The organism is Aedoeadaptatus ivorii (assembly GCF_030815095.1).
Taxonomy (GTDB): domain Bacteria; phylum Bacillota; class Clostridia; order Tissierellales; family Peptoniphilaceae; genus Aedoeadaptatus; species Aedoeadaptatus ivorii.
Map to the genome: position 1 here is coordinate 103324 of NZ_JAUSWF010000007.1, position 20642 is coordinate 123965.

General features: G+C 54.3%; 18 protein-coding genes and 1 riboswitch. Of the genes, 15 read left to right on the top strand and 3 right to left on the bottom strand.

The window, feature by feature from the left end; all coding sequences use genetic code 11:
- The first annotated feature begins 40 nt into the window (after positions 1-40).
- From QO008_RS06015 to QO008_RS06050, 8 genes are all read left to right on the top strand, one after another.
- Positions 41-1165: an acyl-CoA dehydrogenase family protein gene (locus QO008_RS06015; RefSeq protein ID WP_126465994.1), complete on the top strand. Its 1125-nt coding sequence runs from the start codon at positions 41-43 to the stop codon at positions 1163-1165.
- 13 nt (positions 1166-1178) lie between these two features.
- Positions 1179-2012, top strand: a complete 834-nt coding sequence (locus QO008_RS06020) for a phosphate/phosphite/phosphonate ABC transporter substrate-binding protein (protein WP_126465992.1) — start codon at positions 1179-1181, stop codon at positions 2010-2012.
- The gene (locus QO008_RS06025) at positions 1987-3171 is read left to right on the top strand and encodes a cobalamin-independent methionine synthase II family protein (RefSeq protein WP_307385131.1); all 1185 of its coding nucleotides are present in this window, start codon (positions 1987-1989) and stop codon (positions 3169-3171) included. Before QO008_RS06020 ends, QO008_RS06025 begins: the two co-directional genes overlap by 26 nt.
- Complete coding sequence (locus tag QO008_RS06030; RefSeq protein ID WP_126465988.1) at positions 3158-3607, top strand: OsmC family protein; 450 nt, start codon at positions 3158-3160, stop codon at positions 3605-3607. Before QO008_RS06025 ends, QO008_RS06030 begins: the two co-directional genes overlap by 14 nt.
- Before the next feature lie 302 nt (positions 3608-3909).
- Positions 3910-5250, top strand: coding sequence for a butyryl-CoA:acetate CoA-transferase (locus QO008_RS06035; RefSeq protein WP_307385133.1), 1341 nt, complete (start codon positions 3910-3912; stop codon positions 5248-5250).
- A gap of 112 nt (positions 5251-5362) precedes the next feature.
- Positions 5363-5459: riboswitch (SAM riboswitch) on the top strand.
- A 43-nt stretch (positions 5460-5502) separates the two neighbouring features.
- Positions 5503-6687 carry a methionine adenosyltransferase gene (metK, locus tag QO008_RS06040; protein WP_307385135.1) on the top strand — a complete coding sequence of 395 codons (1185 nt, stop codon included), beginning with the start codon at positions 5503-5505 and terminating at the stop codon, positions 6685-6687.
- A 7-nt stretch (positions 6688-6694) separates the two neighbouring features.
- Positions 6695-8899, top strand: a complete 2205-nt coding sequence (gene recD2 / locus QO008_RS06045; protein WP_307385137.1) for an SF1B family DNA helicase RecD2 — start codon at positions 6695-6697, stop codon at positions 8897-8899.
- Positions 8874-9503: a ComF family protein gene (locus QO008_RS06050; RefSeq protein ID WP_307385139.1), complete on the top strand. Its 630-nt coding sequence runs from the start codon at positions 8874-8876 to the stop codon at positions 9501-9503. The genes recD2 and QO008_RS06050 overlap by 26 nt, the downstream gene beginning before the upstream one ends.
- A gap of 43 nt (positions 9504-9546) precedes the next feature.
- Here the strand turns inward: QO008_RS06050 and QO008_RS06055 are convergent, their stop codons facing one another.
- Positions 9547-10326, bottom strand: a complete 780-nt coding sequence (locus QO008_RS06055) for a PhzF family phenazine biosynthesis protein (RefSeq protein WP_307385141.1) — start codon at positions 10324-10326, stop codon at positions 9547-9549.
- Between the two features lie 10 nt (positions 10327-10336).
- Positions 10337-11272, bottom strand: a complete 936-nt coding sequence (locus QO008_RS06060; protein WP_126465974.1) for a YihY/virulence factor BrkB family protein — start codon at positions 11270-11272, stop codon at positions 10337-10339.
- A gap of 73 nt (positions 11273-11345) precedes the next feature.
- Between QO008_RS06060 and QO008_RS06065 the strand changes: the two genes are divergently transcribed.
- The gene (locus QO008_RS06065; protein WP_126465972.1) at positions 11346-12041 is read left to right on the top strand and encodes a response regulator transcription factor; all 696 of its coding nucleotides are present in this window, start codon (positions 11346-11348) and stop codon (positions 12039-12041) included.
- The gene (locus QO008_RS06070; protein WP_126465970.1) at positions 12041-13309 is read left to right on the top strand and encodes a sensor histidine kinase; all 1269 of its coding nucleotides are present in this window, start codon (positions 12041-12043) and stop codon (positions 13307-13309) included. Before QO008_RS06065 ends, QO008_RS06070 begins: the two co-directional genes overlap by 1 nt.
- Positions 13310-13407: 98 nt before the next feature.
- On the opposite strand, the gene hpf is transcribed toward QO008_RS06070, so the two are convergent.
- Positions 13408-13947 (bottom strand): ribosome hibernation-promoting factor, HPF/YfiA family, encoded by a 540-nt coding sequence (gene hpf, locus QO008_RS06075; RefSeq protein WP_126465968.1) that lies wholly within the window; start codon positions 13945-13947, stop codon positions 13408-13410.
- Between the two features lie 126 nt (positions 13948-14073).
- On the opposite strand from hpf, the gene QO008_RS06080 reads away from it, so the two are divergent.
- The 5 genes from QO008_RS06080 to murJ all read left to right on the top strand — a co-directional run bounded on the left by QO008_RS06080 (position 14074) and on the right by murJ (position 20634).
- Entirely contained in the window at positions 14074-14994 is a 921-nt protein-coding gene (locus QO008_RS06080) for an FUSC family protein (RefSeq protein ID WP_126465966.1), read from the top strand.
- The gene (locus QO008_RS06085) at positions 14987-16648 is read left to right on the top strand and encodes a hypothetical protein (RefSeq protein WP_307385144.1); all 1662 of its coding nucleotides are present in this window, start codon (positions 14987-14989) and stop codon (positions 16646-16648) included. Before QO008_RS06080 ends, QO008_RS06085 begins: the two co-directional genes overlap by 8 nt.
- A 68-nt stretch (positions 16649-16716) precedes the next feature.
- Positions 16717-18105, top strand: a complete 1389-nt coding sequence (locus QO008_RS06090) for a stalk domain-containing protein (protein WP_307385146.1) — start codon at positions 16717-16719, stop codon at positions 18103-18105.
- A gap of 9 nt (positions 18106-18114) precedes the next feature.
- On the top strand, positions 18115-19134 hold the full coding sequence (locus QO008_RS06095) for a polysaccharide deacetylase family protein (RefSeq protein WP_307385148.1): 1020 nt from the start codon (positions 18115-18117) through the stop codon (positions 19132-19134).
- 6 nt (positions 19135-19140) lie between these two features.
- On the top strand, positions 19141-20634 hold the full coding sequence (murJ, locus tag QO008_RS06100) for a murein biosynthesis integral membrane protein MurJ (RefSeq protein ID WP_307385150.1): 1494 nt from the start codon (positions 19141-19143) through the stop codon (positions 20632-20634).
- Positions 20635-20642 lie beyond the last annotated feature (8 nt).

Here is a 20642-nt window from a genome sequence, read left to right on the forward strand (position 1 = left end):
TATGGTCGTACACATAAAAGTGACCTTAAGGAGGTATAGAATGAATTTTTACGAAGAAGCCAAGGCGTTTGCCGAAGCGTACATTGCACCGTATGCCAAAGAATCCGACGAAGCGGGACGGTTCCCGGAAGAATCTTTCCGCGCCATGGGAGAGAAAGGCTATTTTAAGCTCTTAATTCCCAAAGAAATGGGTGGGCTGGGCCTTACCGCGAAAGAACATCAAGAAGCGGTCATGGCCTTTGCGGAATCCAATCCCACCGCCGGACTGTGCTATATGATGCACAATGTGGCGTTGATGTGCCTTTTGAATTATGGCAACGACCGCTTAAAAGAAGAAGTAGTGGCAGACATCGTCAACAACGGTCGATTTATGGCACTGGCGTATTCTGAATTCGGTACCGGGACACATTTTTATATGCCGGAAATCAGTGTGGAAAAGCGCGGAGAAGAATATGTTTTTAACGGCACCAAATCAATGGTAACCAGCGCGACCCATGCAAGCTATTACTTAGTCCTTGCAGCGTCTGACGTGGAAGACGGCATCGACAACTGGCTCGTACCCCTCGAGAGTGAAGGCATGGAATTTAAGATGGATCACTGGAAAGGCATCGGCATGAAGGGCAATGTAAGTTGTCCCTTGCGCTTGAACAATGTCGCGCTTCCGGAATACCGTCGCATTGGAGAGGCTGGCAGCGGTCAGGAACAAGTATTTCAAGTCGTTGCCACCTACTTTATCCTGGGTCTTGCGAGCGTGTATTCGGGATTGGCACTGCGCTTATCTGATATTACCTGCGAGTATGCACTGAAACGAAAATACCCCGACGGACAGTCTCTCGCGCAGATCGAAACCGTACAAGTACATCTGGGAAAGATCTACGCCAATGCGCAAAGCGCCAAAGCCCTTACCGAACGCGCTGCCAAGGCAATGGTTGACGGAGAAGAAGATGCCGTGGCGAAGATTATCGCTGCGCGGACTGTGGCTATTGAAAATGCCATCGAGTCTTCCACACTTGCCATGCGCGTCGGTGGTGGAAAAACGTACAATCAAGGATCGGAGATTCAGCGTTTGATGCGCGATGCCTATGCCGGTCAGATTATGGCACCCTCTTTAGATATTCTCAATGTTTGGTTGGGCAGGGCGATTACCGGACAGCCGTTGGTATAAGAGGAGGTTCAGAATGAAAACATTAAAGATCGGGGCCGTGGTGTACGATCCCCGCGTTACCGTCATCTGGGAAATGATCGAAGATTTTTTTAAGGAACGGGGACAAGAAATCGAAGCTGTATTTTTTAAGGATTATCGCCTGCAGGTCGATGCCTTGGTGAACGGAGAAATCGACGGTGCATGGAATTCGCCTCTAGCGCACCTCGATGCCCATAAGCGTTTAGAGGGAAAAGAAAAAATCGGCTGCATGCGAGATACCGACCGAGACCTACACACCTGTCTTCTGGTAAGGGCAGATAGCGGGATCGGAACCTTAGAAGACTTGAAGGGTAAGACGATCGCTTTCGGCGCGGTGGATTCGCCCCAGGCGCGCTTGATTCCGATCGAACATTTGCACCGAAACGGTTTGGAATTCGAAAAAGACTATGTAGAAAAGCGATTTGACATCGGCGTGGGTTTACACGGGGATCACGTAGGTGGCGAAAAAGACGCGGCTATGGCTCTGGTCGCGGGGGAAGTGGACGCTTCTTTTGCGCTGGCCGCCAACTATGAAGCGTGGACCAAAGACGGCTCTATTGATAAGAATGTGGTGCGCGTGTTGGATACCACCGATCCCTTCGATCACTGCATCTTTACTTTCCGAGAAGGTATCGACGACGAAGAAATCAAGGCGTTTGATGCAATTCTCATGGAAATGGACTACGGAAAAGAACCGGACCGCGAAATTCTGGATTTGGAAGGCCTGAAGAAATGGGTTGAAGGGCGAACCGACGGATATGGACCGATCACCGCTGCCGACGCGTATTTAGGCGGTTTTGTAGATGCGTTTAACCATGAAGCCCTTTAGCGCTTCGCTGATGGGATCATTGCCCCGTGGGGAACAAATCCTGCTCGCGCGTAGAAAGTTGCGGGCGGGCATGATCGCAGAAGAAGACTATCAAAGCCTGGTGTATGAGAAGACGCGGGACGTGATACGCATGCAGGAAGATCTGGATGTGGATATCATTACCTCCGGGGAGATCGAAAGAGACAATTATGTCTCGTTTATTGCCGAAAAACTCGATGGCGTTACAGAAATGAGTATGGGTGAAATGCTTGAGTATGTCGATGACAAGCGAGAATTCGAAAACATTTTGAACACCTTGGATGTGCCGGCAAATTCGATGAAAAATGCCATTTGCACGGGGAAACTCGGGTATCGTGGCGAGATCGTCGCAAAAGAACTGAGAATGATGAAGTCTCTCACTGATCGACCGGTAAAAATCACCATGCCCGGTCCCTATTTGGTGACCCGTTCCATGTGGCTCGCCAATGTAAGCGGCTCGTTTTACGACAGCAAGGAGGCGCTGGGAGAGGACGTTCTCAAGATCTATGAGCAAGAGATTCGGCATCTTCAGGAAATCGGCGTGGATGTCATCCAGTTCGACGAGCCAGTTTTGACTGAGGTCGTCTTTACCGAAGGCAGACCGCGTACCTTTATGTGTGCGTCCCTTTCCGAGCGGAAAGATCCTACCGAAGAATTGGAATTTGCCGCTCATTTGATCCGCGGTGCCATGCATTCGATAGATCGGGAAAAATCTCAGGCCGCTCTACATGTGTGTCGGGGCAATTGGAGCAAAGACGAGAGCATTCTCCTAGAAGGGGCGTATACACCGCTCTTAGATCTGTTTGCCTATGTCGGTGCTGATATTTTGGCGCTGGAATTTTCTACACCGCGTGCTGGCGAGCTTTCTGCACTTTTGGCGGATGTGCGTTTTCGAGATACGATATTGGGGCTCGGCGTAATCAATCCCCGCCTCGATGGGCGGGAAGATGTGGAGGCGATCTATTGCCGCGCGAAAGAGGCATTGGAGTATGTAGATCCGAATCTGCTTTGGCTAAATCCCGACTGTGGTTTTGCCACCTTTTCAAACCGCCCTGTCAATGAATACGAGCATATTTCCGAAAAAATCGGCGCGATGCTCGCGGCCCGGGATCGCTTGAGGCAAGAACATGGATCTCTTTGATGCCTTTGAAAAGCGCTATCGCGCCGTAAACGGCGCCGAATCGGTAAAGGTTTATAACGAGAAATCTTACGTAGAGGTCGATAAAGCCGTCGCCTTTGATGCGGAAAAAGAGGAATTTACAGCACTGGATCTGCTCGTCAGTGCCGTTCTTTCAGAAATCGTCCTGTCCATGCGCTTTGTCGCCAAAAGGGATCATATCGTCCTGCAGGACTTGGAAGCAAAGGCGGTCCTGATACTGGGGAATCCTCTGCGTCTTCTCGGCGTAAGAGGCTACGAGGAAGCGGCAAGGATACGAAATATTTCGGTGACCGTCTATTACTTTTCATTTCTGGATTCAGAAGAGAGGATATACTTTGAGGAAAAAGTATTAGAGCGTGCGGTGGTCTCAAATAGCTTAGGGGAAAGGGTATCAGTAGAATTTCATCCTGTATTGTAGAAGGACAGCGATCGAAAGCGATCGCTGTCCCTTTTTCGTAGATCCCTTTTTATTCGGTCAACGAATGCTGCCGAGCGAGTATATACAGAGGGCGAAATTTTCGACAAAGGAAGTAAAATTTATCGATTGAAAATATTTTAACAGGCGGATTTGATCTTCCCGCGCCCCTTTCATGGTGGAACGAAAAGTTTTCTATCGGGCGGGAAAACCTTATTATTTGGGCGGGCTTCCCGATTGAAAAAAGATACTGTATCGTGTATATTAGGCTTAGTAAAGTATTAAATGGAAGTATGGAGGGTACCATGGACTATAAGAAACTGTATGATCAGAAGTTGATTACCGCCAAAGAGGCCGCCGCCAAGATTAAATCCGGCGACTGGGTCGAATACGGCTGGGGCGCCGGCACGAGCACCGCGGTGGATGCGGAACTCGCCAAGCGCATGGACGAATTGGAAGATGTGAAGCTGCGCGGCGGCGTTACCTTTAAGGCGCCGCAAGTTCTTTCGGCGGATCCCGAAGGAAAACATTTCATCTGGAACTCCTGGCACGCAGGCGGTCCCGAACGCAAGGCAGTGAACGCCGGTCCGGGCGCGTTCTATAATCCGCTGCGCTATTCGGAACTTCCGAAGTATTACCGCGACGAAGTGGAACTCGACGTCGCCATCGTGACCACGACGCCGATGGACAAACACGGCTACTTTAACTTCGGTTTGAATGCGTCCCATACCATGGCGGGCATCGAAAAGGCGAAGATGGTCATCGTAGAGGTGAACGAAGCGATGCCCTATTGCCCGGGCAAATGCGAGTCCGAAGTGCATATCGACCGCGTAGACTTTATCGTCGAAGCCGGCAATGTCCCCTTGGCGGAAGTGCCCAAGGGAAGCTATGGCGAAGTGGACGAGAAGGTCGCCGAATTTATCGTCAAAGAAATTCCCGACGGCGCAACCCTCCAATTGGGTATCGGCGGCATGCCCAATGCCGTAGGCGCTTTGATCGCTGACAGCGACTTAAAGGACCTGGGCGTTCACTCCGAAATGTATGTAGACGCCTTTGTGGATATGGCGAAAAAAGGCAAGGTCAACGGCTCCAAGAAGACCATCGACAAGTATCGTCAGGTATACGCATTTGCCGCGGGCAGTGCTGAACTCTATGAATACCTCGACCACAACCCCGAATGTATGGCAGCGCCGGTCAACTACACGAACGGTGCCGAAGTGGTAAAGGAAATCGACAACTTTATTTCTATCAACAACGCGTTGAACGTGGACCTCTGGGGCCAAGTCAGCTCCGAATCTACGGGTCTGCGCCACATCTCGGGTGCGGGCGGACAGCTGGACTTCGCGCTGGGTGCGTATCTCTCGAAGGGCGGCAAGAGCTTTATCTGCTTGAGCTCCACCTTTACGAACAAAAAGGGCGAAACTGTTTCTCGCATTCTCCCCAACTTTGCGACGGGTTCCGCGATCACCGTGGCACGTCCCAACACCCATTACATCGTAACGGAATACGGCATCTTCAATTGCAAGGGCCGTACCACCTGGGAACGCGCCGAAGGTCTGATCGAACTGGCACACCCGGATTTCCGCGACGAGCTCATTAAAAATGCAGAAGAAATGGGCATTTGGCGCGCAAGCAACAAGCGCTAAATCTAGATATAAAAAGTCGGCTTCGGCCGGCTTTTTTTGTGTTTGAAACGAAACCCGCCACATGGGCCGCGGTTGCAATTTGTTTTTCCTTAGAGTATACTTAAAACAGAATTTCTTATTTAGAGTGGCGGAGTGACTAGGCACTGTGAAGCCCGGCAACCTTACGAGGTGCCAATTCCTACAGACGCGACAGGTCTGAAAGATAAGAATCCGAGCCTGCCGCGTGCAGGTTTTTTTATTGAGGAGGAAACAATGGACAAATGGTTATTTTCGTCGGAATCCGTAACGGAAGGACATCCGGATAAGGTTTGCGACCAGATTTCGGACGGAATTTTGGACGCGATTCTCGCGCAGGACTCGGGCGCCCGCGTGGCGTGCGAAAGTCTCGTCTCTACGGGGATGGTCGTCATCACCGGCGAGATCAGCACGCGGGAATACGTGGACTTTACCGAAGTCGTCAGAAACACCTTAAAGGATATCGGCTATGTGCACGGCGTACAGCCGGGTTTTGAGGCGGAGTCCGTGGCGGTGATTTCGGCGATCAAGGAACAAAGCGGCGATATCGCCATGGGCGTGGACCGCTTTAAGGAAATGGGCGTCGAAGAGATGGACGCTTTCGGCGCGGGGGACCAGGGCATTATGTTTGGCTACGCCTGCAAAGAAACCGACGAGCTGATGCCCCTTCCGATTTCGCTCGCCCATACAATGGCAAGACGCCTTTCGGAAGTCCGAAAAGACGGTACGCTCCCGTATTTGAAGCCCGACGGCAAGACCCAGGTGACGGTGGAATACCACGACGGCGTGCCGGTGCGTCTTGAAAATATCGTCGTGAGCACCCAGCACGATCCCGACGTCGAGCTTACCACGATTCGCGAAGACATCGAAAAGCACGTCATCCGTCCCGTGGTCGCAAAAGAGCTGATCGACGATGACACGAAGATCTTCGTAAACCCCACCGGCCGCTTTGTCATCGGCGGTCCTGTGGCCGATGCGGGCCTCACCGGGCGCAAGATTATCGTCGACACCTACGGCGGTTACGCGCGCCACGGCGGCGGTTGCTTTAGCGGCAAGGACCCGACCAAGGTAGACCGCTCCGCCGCCTATGCGGCGCGCTATGTGGCGAAGAATCTCGTCGCCGCCGGCGTCTGCGACAAATGTGAAATCGGCTTGAGCTATGCCATCGGCATCGCCCGTCCGCTTTCGGTCTATGTGGAAAGCTACGGCACCAGCGAGCTGAGCGACAACGAGATCGAGGAATTGGTCAACGAGGTCTTCGATTTGCGCCCCGCCGCTATCATCAGGGAACTCGACCTGCTCCGCCCCATCTACAAAAACGTGGCGGCATATGGCCACTTCGGCCGCGAGGACGTGGATGTACCTTGGGAGGCGACCGACAAGGTGGAATCCATTCAACAAGCCTTAAAAGACAGAAAGTAGGAAACGTTTGAAAATCGAAGGCATATTGGATCGGATCATTTTTCGGAACGAAGAAAACGGCTATACCGTCGCGCAGTTTTTGGCCGAAGACGGCGATATTACCGTCGTCGGGTCCCATATGTCTTTGTTCGAAAAGGAAAATTTGCGCCTGGAGGGGGAACTGATCTACCACCCGAAATACGGGGAGCAGTTTCAATTCAGCGCAGTGGAAAAGATAAGGCCCCGGGGGGAAAAGGCGATCGTCGCCTACCTTTCCGGCGGCCTTATTCCCCATGTGGGAAAGGTGACGGCCAAGCGCATCGTCGACACCTTCGGCGAGGAGACCATGCGCATCATCGAAGAAGACCCCGTCCGGTTGGGCGAAGTGGAGGGGATCGGCAAGAAGAAGCTCGCCGTCATCGTCGACTCATTGGAAAGTCAGAAGGGCATGCGGGAATTTTTGTTGGACGCGCAGGAGTTCGAGCTCCCCAACGCCCGCGCCATGGCGATCTATAAAGTCTTCGGCGACGCCTCCTCGGATATATTGCGGCGCGACCCCTATCGCCTGGCGGATACGGTGCGCGGGATCGGCTTTCAGATCGCCGATGCCGTGGCGCAAAAATCCGGCATTCCCAAGGACGACGAGGCGCGGGTGATCGCCGGCATGAAATACGTCCTAAACGCCGCCGTATCAGACGGGCACTGTTTTTTGCCGAAAGAAAAGCTGCTCGCCGCCTCTCAAACGCTGTTGGATCTCGATATGGATTTTCTCGACGAGCACATCGTAAAGCTTGCGGTGGACCCCGCCATCTATGTGCGGGAGGTGGAAGGCACCTTGCGCATCTATCTGCTTCCCTACTACCGCGCGGAGGACGTGGTGGCCGAGGAGATCGCACGGCGGGGCAAAGTCGATCTGCCGGCGCATATGGCGGAAGATGTGATTGCGGCGGTGCTCGCCAAATCTCCCGCCGATCTCGCCGAGCGACAGAAAGAAGCGTTGGCGCGCGCCATCGATTCGAATCTCTTGATTATCACCGGCGGGCCCGGCACGGGAAAGACCACGACACTTAGGGCCATCGTCGATGCCATGGAGCGCCTCCGCCTTTCGGTGGCGCTCGCGGCGCCGACGGGGCGGGCGGCAAAGCGCATGGAAGAAGCGACGGGCAGGAGCGCTTCTACCATCCACCGCCTCTTGTCCTACGATTATATTTCCGAAGACGGCACGGAATCGCGCGTATCCGGCGACGAGGTGGACGCCGATGTGGTAATCGTCGACGAGGCGAGTATGATCGATCTGCTCTTGATGCGCGATCTGTTGACTTCGCTCAAGGAGGATACGCGCCTGATTCTGGTGGGCGATGTGGACCAGCTGCCGTCGGTGGGCGCGGGGAACGTACTGCGGGATCTGATTGCCTCGAAGGCGGTGGAAGCGGTGCATCTCGACAAGGTGTTTCGCCAAGCGGAGACCTCTGCCATCGTAAAAAACGCCCACCGCATCAACCGGGGGGAATATCCCGTGGTGAATGCGCCGGGCACCGACTTCTTTTTTATGGAAACGCCGGATCCCGAGGCGGCGCTCGCGCTGGTGGCATCGCTGGTCAAGGAGCGATTGCCGAATTTTTACGGCATCGATCCGGTGGAAGACATTCAGGTGCTCGCTCCCATGAAAAAGGGGGTCTGCGGCGTCGAAAACCTGAATCTCACCCTGCAGGCGGCGCTTAATCCCGGCCCGGGCGGCCTCAGCCGCGGCGGCTTTACCTATAAAGTCGGCGACAAAGTCATGCAGACCAAAAACAATTACGAAATGGAGTGGAAGTCCAAGAGCCGGGTCTTCGATTCGAAGGGCAAGGGCGTCTTTAACGGCGATTTGGGCACGGTGGGATTTGTCGATCGCGAATCCGAAACGCTCAAGGTCGCCTTTGACGACAAAGTCTGCACCTACGAGCGCGAACACTTAAACGAGCTCGCCCCCGCCTATGCGGCGACGATTCACAAATCCCAGGGTTCGGAGTTTCCCGTGGTGGTGCTCCCGGTGGTGAGCGGGCCGCCCATGTTCTTGACGCGCAATCTCCTCTATACCGCCATCACCCGGGCCAAAAAGCTCGTCGTGGTGGTGGGAAACCGTGCCACGCTGCGGCATATGGTCGAGAACAACCGCATCGAAGACCGCTATTCGGCGCTGGATGCGCGCATCAAGGAGAGAATCGATGGATCTCAGAAAACTCTTTTATAGGGGCGGCTGCCCGCTCTGTTTGGAGACGGCGGCCCCTCGCCTCGCCCTCTGCGACGACTGCAAAGACGCGCTCGTCTTTTTGGGGGAGGGGATCCGCGAACATACAGGACCGACGGTGTATCCGCTCCTCGGGAAAAATGCCCTGTCGAAGGCGATGATCGGGGGCCTAAAGTACAAGCGCGAGCGATACTGGGCGGAGGTGTTCGCCGACCTTTCGGCGGAATTTTTGTTCGAGACGGGACGCCGCGACTTCGATGCGATTTGCGCCGTGCCCACGACGGCAAAAAAGCTGCGCCTGCGGGGGTATAACCCGCCCCAAGAGATCGCCCGCGCCCTCAGCCGAAGGATCGATCTTCCGGTCATCGAGCCGCTTTCGTTTAACCGGCGGGTGCGCGATCAGATCGGCCTCGGCGCCCGCGAGCGGGCGGAGAATGTGCGGGGCGCCTTTTCGGCGCAGGCCGTATCGAATCGCCTGCTTTTGATCGACGATACCTATACCACCGGCGCGACCGTCTCGGCCTGCACCGAAGCGCTCCTGCAAGCGGGGGCGGAATCGGTGACGGGTCTCGTCATGGTGCGGGCAAAAATAATAAAGGGCATATAAATAGCCGCGTGCACTTTCGCACGCGGCTTTTTGTATCGATCGTCTAGGCTTCGTCGGCGAGGATCTCGCCCTTCGAGAAGAGGGCGGCGTGTCCGGCGAGGGTGACCCGGTCGCCTTCTACGCGGGTGTAGAGCGTACCGCCGCGGGGGCTCGCCTGATAGGCGAGGATGTCTTCTTTTTCGAGGCGCTCTTTCCAGTAGACCGAGATATGGCAGTGCCCCGAGCCGCAGACGGGATCTTCGTAGATGCCCACCTTGGGCGCAAAGGAGCGGGAGATACAGTCGTGCTCGGTGCCGGGCTTGGTGACGTGTTGCAACAGTCCGTCTAAGGCGAGGAGGTCTTCTTCCTTCGGGGCGATGGATTCCAAATCCGCATCGGCGTCAAAGACCATCACGAGATCGCGGCCCATATATGCCGCCTCGGGGCGGATGCCGATTGCGGCTTCCATGGCGTCGGTGACGGGGACCTCCTTTAGATCGTAGGCGGGAAAATCCATGGCGTAGAGATCTTCTTCCCTGCGCACCGTCAGCGTGCCGGATAGAGTTTGAAAGGCGAGGGGGCTTTCGGCGTCTTCGAATCGAAAGAGGGCATAGGCCGTCGCCAATGTGGCGTGCCCGCAGAGGTCGATTTCTTCTTTGGGGGTAAACCAGCGCAGGCGATAGCCGTCTCCTTCTTTTTTGACGAAGGCGGTCTCGGACAGATTGTTTTCTTTGGCGATCGAAAGCATCGTGGCATTGTCAAGGGGCGCATCGAGAAAGACGACCGCGGCGGGATTGCCCGCGAATACGCGATCGGTAAAGGCGTCGACAATACATTGTTTCATAAAAATCCTCCTAATCGTTGATGCGGGTGTGGCTTGCCACCACGCCGGAAAACAGGGTTTCCTCTCGGGGCCAGCGGGCGCCGTTTTGGTCGAGGGAAAACAGCGTCGATTGAATGGCGCCGCCCACGAGCAAAATCAACCCGAAGAGATAGAGCCATACCAAAAAAATGATGATCCCCGCCAAAGAGCCGTAGGTGGCGGAATAGGATGCGAAGTTCGACACATAGTAGTTAAAGCCCTTTGTGGCGATCACCGTGGCGCCCATAGAAAACAGCGCGCTCAGCAAATTGATCTTGACGGGGGGCTTGCCGCCCGCGGGCCATTTCGGGGAAAAGTAGTACAGGCAAAAGAAGCTGAGGAACATAAAGCCCAAGGGCACCAGCTGCAGCGTAAGGGAAATCGCGCCGAAGGCGCTTTCGGGGACGCGGAGAAAGTGAAAGAGATAGTCGAGGAGGTTACTCCCCACCACCTGGGCGATCATGAGCATTAGGATCAAGACAAACAGAGACACGGTCATGGCGAGGGAGAGGAGCGTAAGGGACAAAAAGCCGCGTTTTTCGGTGCCCGAGATGCCGTCGTTGATGCTCCGCACCAACTGCTTAATGCCGTTACTCGCCACATAGATCGTACCCAACAGCGATACCGAAAGCAGGGTACCGGAGGAATTGACCTCCAAATCCCGCACAAAGCTCAATAGAATGGCGTCGATATCCGGCGGCAGGCTCTCGAAGGAATCGATCAGTCGGGGAAGAAAACTCGCATCGACAAATCGCACGATATTTAAGAGGGCGATCAAAAAGGGAAAGATCGCGAGTATCAAAAAATAGGACAAACCCGCTCCCTGCAAAAAGAGTCCTTTGTCCAAAATGGTATAAATAAGAATGTCGAAGAAGGCAAAAGGTTTTTTTGTTACGAAACCTTTGAGTTTCCTTTTCCACTTGTTCATAGATTCCTGTATCCTCCTGAGGAGATTATAACACAGTTATGATAGAATACAGGAAGAGTAAAAAGGAGGATCTATGCAGTATAATATCTTGGTTTGCGACGACGAAAAGGACATCGTTTCCGCCATACGCATCTATTTGGAGGCCGAAGGCTACCGCGTCTTTTGCGCCTACAACGGGGAAGAGGCGCTGGAAGTGATGGAAAAAGAAGAGATACACCTGGTGCTGATGGATCTGATGATGCCGAAGATGGACGGGATTTCCGCCATCTTAAAGATTCGGGAAACCCACAATATCCCCATTATCATCCTAAGCGCCAAAAGCGAGATCACCGACAAAATTATCGGGCTCAATATGGGCGCCGACGATTACATTATCAAACCCTTTAACGCCATCGAGCTGATCGCGCGGGTCAACTCCGGCATTCGCCGCTTTACCTCTTTGGGGGCGGCGGAAATCGACGACGGCAACTATACCGGCGGCCGCATTACCCTAAACGACAACGCCAAAGAAGTGCGCGTCGACGGCGAGATCGCCAATCTCACGCCCCACGAGTACAAGATCCTGCGCCTATTGATCAAAAACAAGGGACGGGTATTTTCCAGCGACGAGATCTACGAGATCGTGTGGGAAGAGGCGGCGCACGATGTAAAAAAGGTCATCTCGGTCCATATTTCGCATCTGCGGGACAAAGTAGAGATCAACCCCCGCAAGCCCGACTACATCAAGTCCGTCTACGGCATGGGCTATAAATTCGAGGACATCGGCTGATGAAAGCCAAAAGAGACGAGTGGCGGGCGGGCATTAAGGAGAAATTTCTTCGCTATTGTCGCGAGAACTATATGGAGATCATTTGGATCGACATTTGGTTTGTCATCGGCCTTTTGAGTCTCGTTTTCTTTTTCTTCGGCGCGGACATCTACGATCCCGCCATGGCTTTGATCCATATCGCCTTCGCCTGTGCGGCGGCGGGACTGTTTTGGCTGGCGAAGATGCTAATGCGCGGCCCTTCCCGGCGCTGGCTGTTTGTCTATTTGCTGCGCGAGAACAAAAAAGAGACCATCTACCGCTTTTTCTTTGCGGCGAATATCGCCATCCCCGTATATGTCTTTATGGTCCTTCAGGGACTGCCGGTGATCTACGGCCTGTGGATGATGCCGGTGCTTAGGCTGATGGTCATGGGCGAGGACGAGGTGATTCAAAACCGCATTCTTCGAGCGGCGATTATGGAGACCCAGAGCTATGTGGATCTCACGGTGTTTTCGCCCATGGTGCGCGAATCCACCTATGAGGCGCTGATGGACCTCACGCGGATCAAAGACTCCATGTATTCCGCCGCCCAGGCGCAGGTGCAGTCGCAAAAAATGAAGACCGAGCTGATCACCAATATAAGCCACGATCTCAAGACCCCTCTTACGAGCATTATCAATTACTCGGACATATTGAGCAAAAAAGAGGTGATGGACGAGGAGGCCAAAAACTATATTCGCATTCTGGGGCGCAACTCCGAACGGCTGAAGAGCATGATTATCAATCTGATCGACGCCTCCAAGACCGGGAGCGGCAATGTGACCTTAGAGCCGGTGATCATCGACTTTAACGAACTCATCGGCCAGATCTACGGCGACTTCGACGCCGATTACGAGACCAAGGCACTCGAATTTGTCTACGAGGCGCAGACGGAGGACATCCCCATCTATACCGACGGCAATGTGTTGAGTCGGGTGATTCAAAACCTCTTCAGCAATGTGTATAAATACGCCAAGGAGGGCACCACCGTAGAAGGGCGCGCCTCGGTGGTGGAAGATAAGATCTTTTTCAGTCTAAAGAATATTACCAAAAACAAACTCAGCGTATCCTCGGCGGATCTGCAGAACCAGTTTATCCGCGGCGACAAGAGCCGTACCACCGAGGGGAGCGGCCTGGGGCTGTATATCGCGAGGAATCTGGTGGAGATTTTGGGCGGCGAGTTTCGCATTATCGTCGACGAAGACCGCTTCCAGGTGTTCGTAGAACTGCCCAAGGAAATCGAATCGTAAGACCGAAGCGGCGCGCTTCGGTTTTTTTGTACGAGAAATTATGGCCATAAAAAAGGAGCCGAACGCGTCGGCTCCGTACGGGTATGGAAAAGGGAGAATCAGAATTCAAAGTCGATGCGACCGAAATTGCCGTCGCGTCTCTTATACAAGAGGGCCGGTTCTTCGATGTCGGCGTCGAGGAAGATAAAGAAGTTGTGGTTCAAGAGCTCCATCTGCAGCGCCGCTTCTTCTTCTACCATGGGTTGCAGGTGAAAATGCTTGCGCTTGGAGACGATCTTGCCTTGGGTGTCCTCGGGCTTTTCGGGCAGGGCCTGCTCGAAGTTTTCGAACCGAATGGTTTCGCTCCCCTGATGGCGATTTTTCAGCCGCGTCTTGTATTTGCGGACCTGACGTTCGAGCACGTCCATCGCCAAATCGATCGAGGCGTACATGTCCTCTGTGGTCTCTTCTGCGCGCATAATTGTATTGGGCAGAAACACCGTAATCTCGGTGGTGTGGTTGCCCTTCATGGTAGAGAAGGTCACCTTCGCCTCCACCTCTTCGGCGAAGTATTTGTCGAGCTTAGAGAGCTTCTTTTCCGCCTGGTTTTTCAATGCTTGGGTGAGTTCGATGTTCTTTCCGAAAAATTCAATACGCATATCCATGTCTCCTCTCACTTCTTTTCTATATCTTACCCGATCTTAACAATCTGAAACGACAATCGCGCTTGCAGATATTCTTCGTTTTGCTATACTTTTTTATACTAAGGAGAATGGAGTGAATCATTGCGACGGATTAAGAGCATTATACCTTTTCCCCATATCGGCATGCGAACCTTTAAGACGGCACTTTCCGTGGTCATTTCCCTATTTTTATCGAACTATTTGGGATTGAACACGCCGCTGTTTGTGGCCATCGCCTCTATGACCACCATGCAACCCTCTGTCCACGAGACCCATCGGGCCGTGCGGCTCAGGGTGTTTACCTGTGTCATGGGGGTGGTACTGGGATATTTCCTCTCTCTGATCACCCGAAACATCTACATTCGGCCGCTGATCGCGGGCATCGGCATTATTATCATTATACTCATTCTGAACCGGTTTCAGCTGAATCGGTTTATCAATCTGACCAATATTATCTTCGTGGCGAGTTTTGCTTCGCGCCAATCCCAGTTGGTCTACGGCATCAACCGGCTGATCGGTACGCTATTGGGTATCTTTGTATCGGTGGCGATTAATTATTTGATCGCCAAGCCCACGCCGAAGGGCAATTTCGAGAGCGTGCTGGAAAAGGCGTATGCGGATATATTCCGCCTGTCGGAAGAAATCATCCTCGCCGACGAGACGCCGATACTCGACGAGCTGGCAAAGGAACTAGACGAGGCGGAGGCCTCCTTCCAGCTGATCCGAAAAGAAGTGGACGAGCCCTTTTCCGGCGAGATGAAAATCGGCGGGGTGGAGCAGCTCTTGGGATTGTACGAAGACGTATTTCTGCTCTTGCAGATTCTCGTCAAGCTCGACGTGTCCGCCCATAAGTTTACGGTGGACAACAAGCTGCGCATTCAGGAGATCTTCCACTATACCGAGATGTACGAAGGACGAGATGAGGTCGTTCCCGATGCCGTCGTGAACTACCACGTCAAGTCGATTTTAGAAAAATTAGTGCAAATACAGGAACTTTACGATAAAGGAGTCACTCATGTCTGATCAGAGGCTTTGGCTACGAACCATCAAGGATCTGGCGGCCATCGTAGATTCGGCGCAATACAGCATCCCCTTGCAGGATATGTTCGACGACGAACGCCTCTACGAACCGATGAAAGAAAATATTCCCAATGTCGACCTCGCCTCTTGGCTGATGTTCGACACCGAGGAGAATCGAGAGACTACGACGATGCTGATTGCCCAATTTTGGCGGCATCTGCAAAAGAGCCATCCCGTGGAGCCGTTTTTGGAACGCGTCTTCGATTCCTATCTTTCGATTTACCGCGTCAACTATGCCGACGCGCAAAAGATCTATATTCAAAATTTAATTTTCCGCGAACCGGCTGCGGTCATTGCGGTGACCGAAGCCTCCCAAAAACTGGTCGAAGGGGACATCTTCTTCGGCCGTATTCTCTTTACCGACGCGGGCAACTTCGCCTTTCGCATCGCCCGGGTGGTGCCGGAGGAACTCCGCGAGCCCTTTGCCGAAAAGACCGAGCAGATGCTCGCCTTGCAGCCGCTACTCACCCAAGATGCGGCGATGTATAAACAGACCCTAAAGGACGGCAATCCCGAGATGCTCTTTCTGTTTTCCCTCGCCATGGATCGGGCGCGGGACGAGGGTTTCGAAGACTTCGACGCCTTTGAGGAGGAGTTCTACCCGGAAGAGGACGATCGGGAGGGGATCTACCAACTGGCATCGGAGGGCGCCGTCGATCCCGAGGTCGCCATCGGCGATATGTATGTGCTGGAGCGGATGGAAAACCGCTTACTCCTGGAAGAGGGAAAGACCTTCGGGGACCGCTCGTTTTCCGCTTACGGCGAATTGATGGACGATTCCGCCGCGACGGGCGAATTTTCAGACGACGAGCAGATGCTTAGAATTCTGCGGCTGTTTCGGCAGTGGACGTTGGAAGAGAAGAATCCCGCGGCGCGCCGCTCTCTGGAAGGGGCGGAAGACGACATTCTTACCTGGAAGACCAAGCTCGAGCGCTCGGTGGAGGGAATTTACCGAAACGAGTACTTCGACGCGGTGATCGCTGACTCCGTGCGAGAGCGGGGGCGTTTTATCGACGCCTTCGACGCCTATCTCGAGGTCTTAATCGAACGGGAGCTTGCCACCACCGAGACCGGCGCCTTAAACCGCCGCTCCTTGGGCTATGTGCTGCCGGTATTGGGGATCGACCCCGCTTCGGTGAAGCCCACCCTACGGGAAGGCAGCTTTCCCGAGCTGGTCTTATTCCGCCACTTCGCGATCCTAAAGGACATGATCCGCATCGACGAGAGCGGTCATATCGCCGATACGCTGCGTATGGAGCAGTACCTCCAGTTCAGCGAAGAAGAAAAGCTCAGTTTGTGGCTCAGCACCCTCTTTCACCCCAATCTGATCGAGCGAGATCCCTATTTTGAGGAATGGAAGTTCGAAGAGGCCTTTCGCCGGTTCAAGCACTCGCCCTTTGAAGCGCTCTTAAAGGCCGGGGAAAGCCGCGAGGCGAAGATGCAGAAGATCATCCTCAAGGCGGGGCGGGCGCTCAAGCTCTATACCTTCCCCAAAAGCAGCGAGGACGCCCTGGAGTGGTCGCCCTTGGGACGAGCGGTGCTGGAGTATATGGGCATCGAAAAACGCGAAAATGTCGTGCCGCTCTTCGACAATTGACGGCATTTGTTCGCGCTTTGTAAAGAAACGGGAATCTGCCTGTGGTAAAATATCCTTTGGAGGCAGAGATGAAATACATTCTTAAAATACAGGCACTCCTTTTGCTCTGCGCCCTCTCGGTCCTATTGGGCGGATCGGCCTACCCGGCGGATGCGGCATTTTTCGAAGGCGTCGAAAAGGTACGGCCGCCCGCGATGGAAGAAGAGACGGCGGCGCTTTTGGCCTTTGAAGGCGAAGACAAGGAGCCGCGGGCGGTGCAGACGGAGTTTCCCCTCCGCAATATGGCGGGAAGCGCCATGATCGCCCTCGAGGATCTGCAGGCCGTCGCCGGGCAGAAGCGGGTGCATTTCGATCCCGAAAAGGAGATTCTGTATCTGAACCAGATCAACCGCGTCGCCATGTCGGTGGATCGGCCGGTCTATACCAAACAATCCAATCGGGCGTTGGTTTCGGTGTACCCGACCTATGTCGACGGCACGCTCTACGTACCCCTGCGCTTTTTGCTGGAAGAGATGGGATATACCGTAAACTATGCGGCAGAGAAGAATACGATTTTGATCGTTCCGCCGCGAAAAGCGACTTCGGTGGTACCGCTCCGCCAGATCGCCGTGGCGGGCATCGAACCCTATCGGGAAGGGCGCATGCTGACCGAGATCTACGATCTGGAGGGCAGCACCATCCTCGCCCGGGGCGACAAAGTGCCGGGCGGGCTCGCCTCGCTCTTTCGGATCACTGAAGAGGGCAATATCCTCTATTCGCCCCTCTGTGCCGATCCGGTGCCCGAGGATTACGACGCCGAGACGAATACCGCGGCGGCCATCGACGGCGATGCTATCGTCCTGTACGATCTTTTGCGGGGCAAAAAGCGCACGATCGCGATTCCTTCGATGCTCGTAGGGGCAAAGCAGATGCGGATCGACGCGGATACCCTTTATTTTTTGACCGACGACGGCATCTATTCCTTTCGCGAGAGCAGCCGCGCGGTGCGCCGCGTCTTCGACGGCGAAGCGGACAGCTTCGATGTCGGCGGCGGGCGGATTTTGTATTCCCGCGGCGGGCGCAGCGGCCTCTTTCAAGGCGACGGCGCCTGGCTCCTGCCGGAAACCGGCGGGGAATACGTACTCGATGCGCCGTATATCCTGTCGGACGATACCGCGCTCGGCATCGTGAAGGTGTACGATATGAATACGAGAAAATTGATTTCAGCCATTCCCTATGAACAGGGTGCGGTCCACAGCGTCCGCATCACCGGCGGTCGCTACCTGGCGGTGGGGCGGGGCACGAAGGTGATCCTCAGGGACCTCGCCGGGGAAGGCAAACACAATCTGGATCTGCTGAATATCGCGCCCGCCGTGCGGGGGCGAAAAGTGATCTGGCAGTGGAACGGCAATCTGCTGAAGGGCTATGTGCAGGCAGAGGGCAAAAAGATCGCCCAATGCGTGACGGTGCATATGTAAGGAGAGATTATGAACAGAGAAGAAATGGACAGAGAGCGAAGACGCAGAAGGGAACGGATGCGCCAAAGACGCAATCGCGCCCGCCTTCGGGGCCTAGTGCTTCTTTTGTTGATCGCAGTCGGCGGCGTGTTCGCCCTCGGCAGGATAAAAAGCGGCCTGAAAACAGACGACGGCTACGCCTATGGGCAGGAAGCCGATTGGTTCGTGCTCAAAAATCTGGATCTATTGGATGCGGATACCGCCTATGCGCCGCAAAATGCGATCAATCTGACCAATAACATCATCAACGACCGGATTGAAATCCGCCTGCAAAAGGGCCAAAACCACATCAATCGGGCGGATCCCTACGCCTTTGACGCCGGCGAGATCAGCGATATTATTGAGGGAAAGACCGAATACACCGGCGAAACGAAGTGGGCATTTCTCACCTTTGACGACGGGCCCAACCACGAGATTACCCCGCAGATCTTAGACACACTGCGGGAAAAAGAGGCGTATGCCACCTTCTTTTTGGTGGGAAAGAGCATCACCGAGGACAATCGCGACGTGCTGCTTCGGGAATTGGCGGACGGCCACGCGCTGGCGCTCCACTCTTTCAGCCACGATTACCACAAACTCTATCCCTCGCGCGTGGGCAATGCGGATGCGATCGGAAGCGAGGCGAAGCGCGCACAAGAAGCCCTGCAAAAGGTGATCTCTTCGGATTTTCACAGCGGCGTTTGGCGCTATCCCGGCGGCCATATGAGCTGGAGCGGACTGGACGCGGCCGATGCCGCGCTTAAGGCGCAGGACATCAGTTGGATCGACTGGAACGCCCTCACCGGGGATGCGGAGCCGCAAAGTCGCCGACCTACCACGGAACCGGGACTGGTGGAATTTATGAATCGCTCGATCGCCGCCAATAGCGATAACTCGGTGGTGGTGATTTTGATGCACGATGCGGAATCGAAGCAACTTACCGCCAATGCGCTGGGCGATGTCATCGATTCTTTGAAGAGCCAGGGCTACGAGTTCGGAATCTTAAAGTAGGAGATTATGCAAAACACCTCTCTCGTTTTGATGTTGATAACGATATTTACCAAGTGTTTCGGATTGGCCAGGGAAAAAGCCTTGGCCCATTTTTTTGGTACTTCGGCGATGGCGAATATTTTCCTCATCGCCTTTACTTTGCCCATGTTGGTCTCCAATCTCTTTGCGGGTTCGCTGGCAGGGGGATTTATTCCCGTCTACACCGAACTCAAAGACAGAAAGGGACGCGAGGCGGCCGATGCCTTTACCACGCATCTTGCGCGCCTGGTGGCATATATCGCCCTCGCCGTCGGTGTATGCGCGGCGGTCTTTGCGCCGCAGTTGGTGCATTTGATGGCGCGGGGTTTTACGGGCGAGGTATTCGAACAGACGGTCTATATGAGCCGCATCACTGCCTTGAGCGTGGTGACGACGGCGGTTTTTTCGATCTTTAAATCCTATCTGCAGATCTATAACCACTTTATCGTCTCCATTTCCCATTCGGTGGTGATGAATTCGATACTGATCCTCACCATGATTTTGGGACGCGGCGGCAATACGACGCTCCTCGCCCTGGGGATTCTCTTTGCCTTTGTCTTTCAGTATATTTTCTTTTTGCCCTATCTGAAAAAAAGCGGCTTTCGCCTGCATATAGGCGACAAAGACGAGAGAGCTCTGCGCCAGCTGCTGTATTTGATTCTGCCGATCTTAATTTCGACTTCGGTGCTCGAGATCAATGTGGTGGTGAGCAAATCCCTCGCTTCGATGATTTCGACCGCCGGGGTCGCGGTCATCAACTACGCCACCAAGATTCAGGGCTTTGTCACCGGCATCGTCGTAACGAGCATCGTCACTGTCACCTACCCGAAGATGGCGGCGCTGGTGAAGGAGGACGCGGCCCTCAAGCGCGTCTTTGCTGAAAGCCTGTCCTTGATGGGGGCGTTGGTCGTACCCGCCACGGTGGGGGTCCTCTGCTTTCACAAGGAGATCGTGCGGCTGCTCTTTTTGGGCGGTGCCTTTTCTGCGGGCGATGTGGCGATCACCGGCGAGGTGCTCCTCTTTTATGGACTGGGGCTTTTCGCCATCGGCATTCGGGAGATCGGGGTGCGCATTTTTTATAGCAAAAAACAGACCCGCATCCCCGTCGTGAACTCCGCCTATATGGTGCTCGCCAATATCGTCTTGAGTGTACTGTTGGGCCGCGCCGCGGGTCTAAAGGGCCTCGCCATCGCGACGGCGATCTCGCTTTGGATCGGCGCCGTCGGAATGCTCTTGCACCTTCGACGAAATATGGGCGGGCTGGGACTTTTTAGGGTGGCGAAAAACTTCCTCAAAATCTGCGGCGCATCCGCCGTAATGGGGGCGTGCGCCCTCGGCGCGTACCGATGGCTATGTCGCGTGCTCTCGAACAATCTCGCCCTCTTGGGGGCGATCGCCGTCGCGGGGATTGTCTATCTCGTCGCGATATGGATCTTAAAAATCCAGGAGACGAAGGCGATTCGCGAGCGATTTTTTTCGTAAGCGGAAAA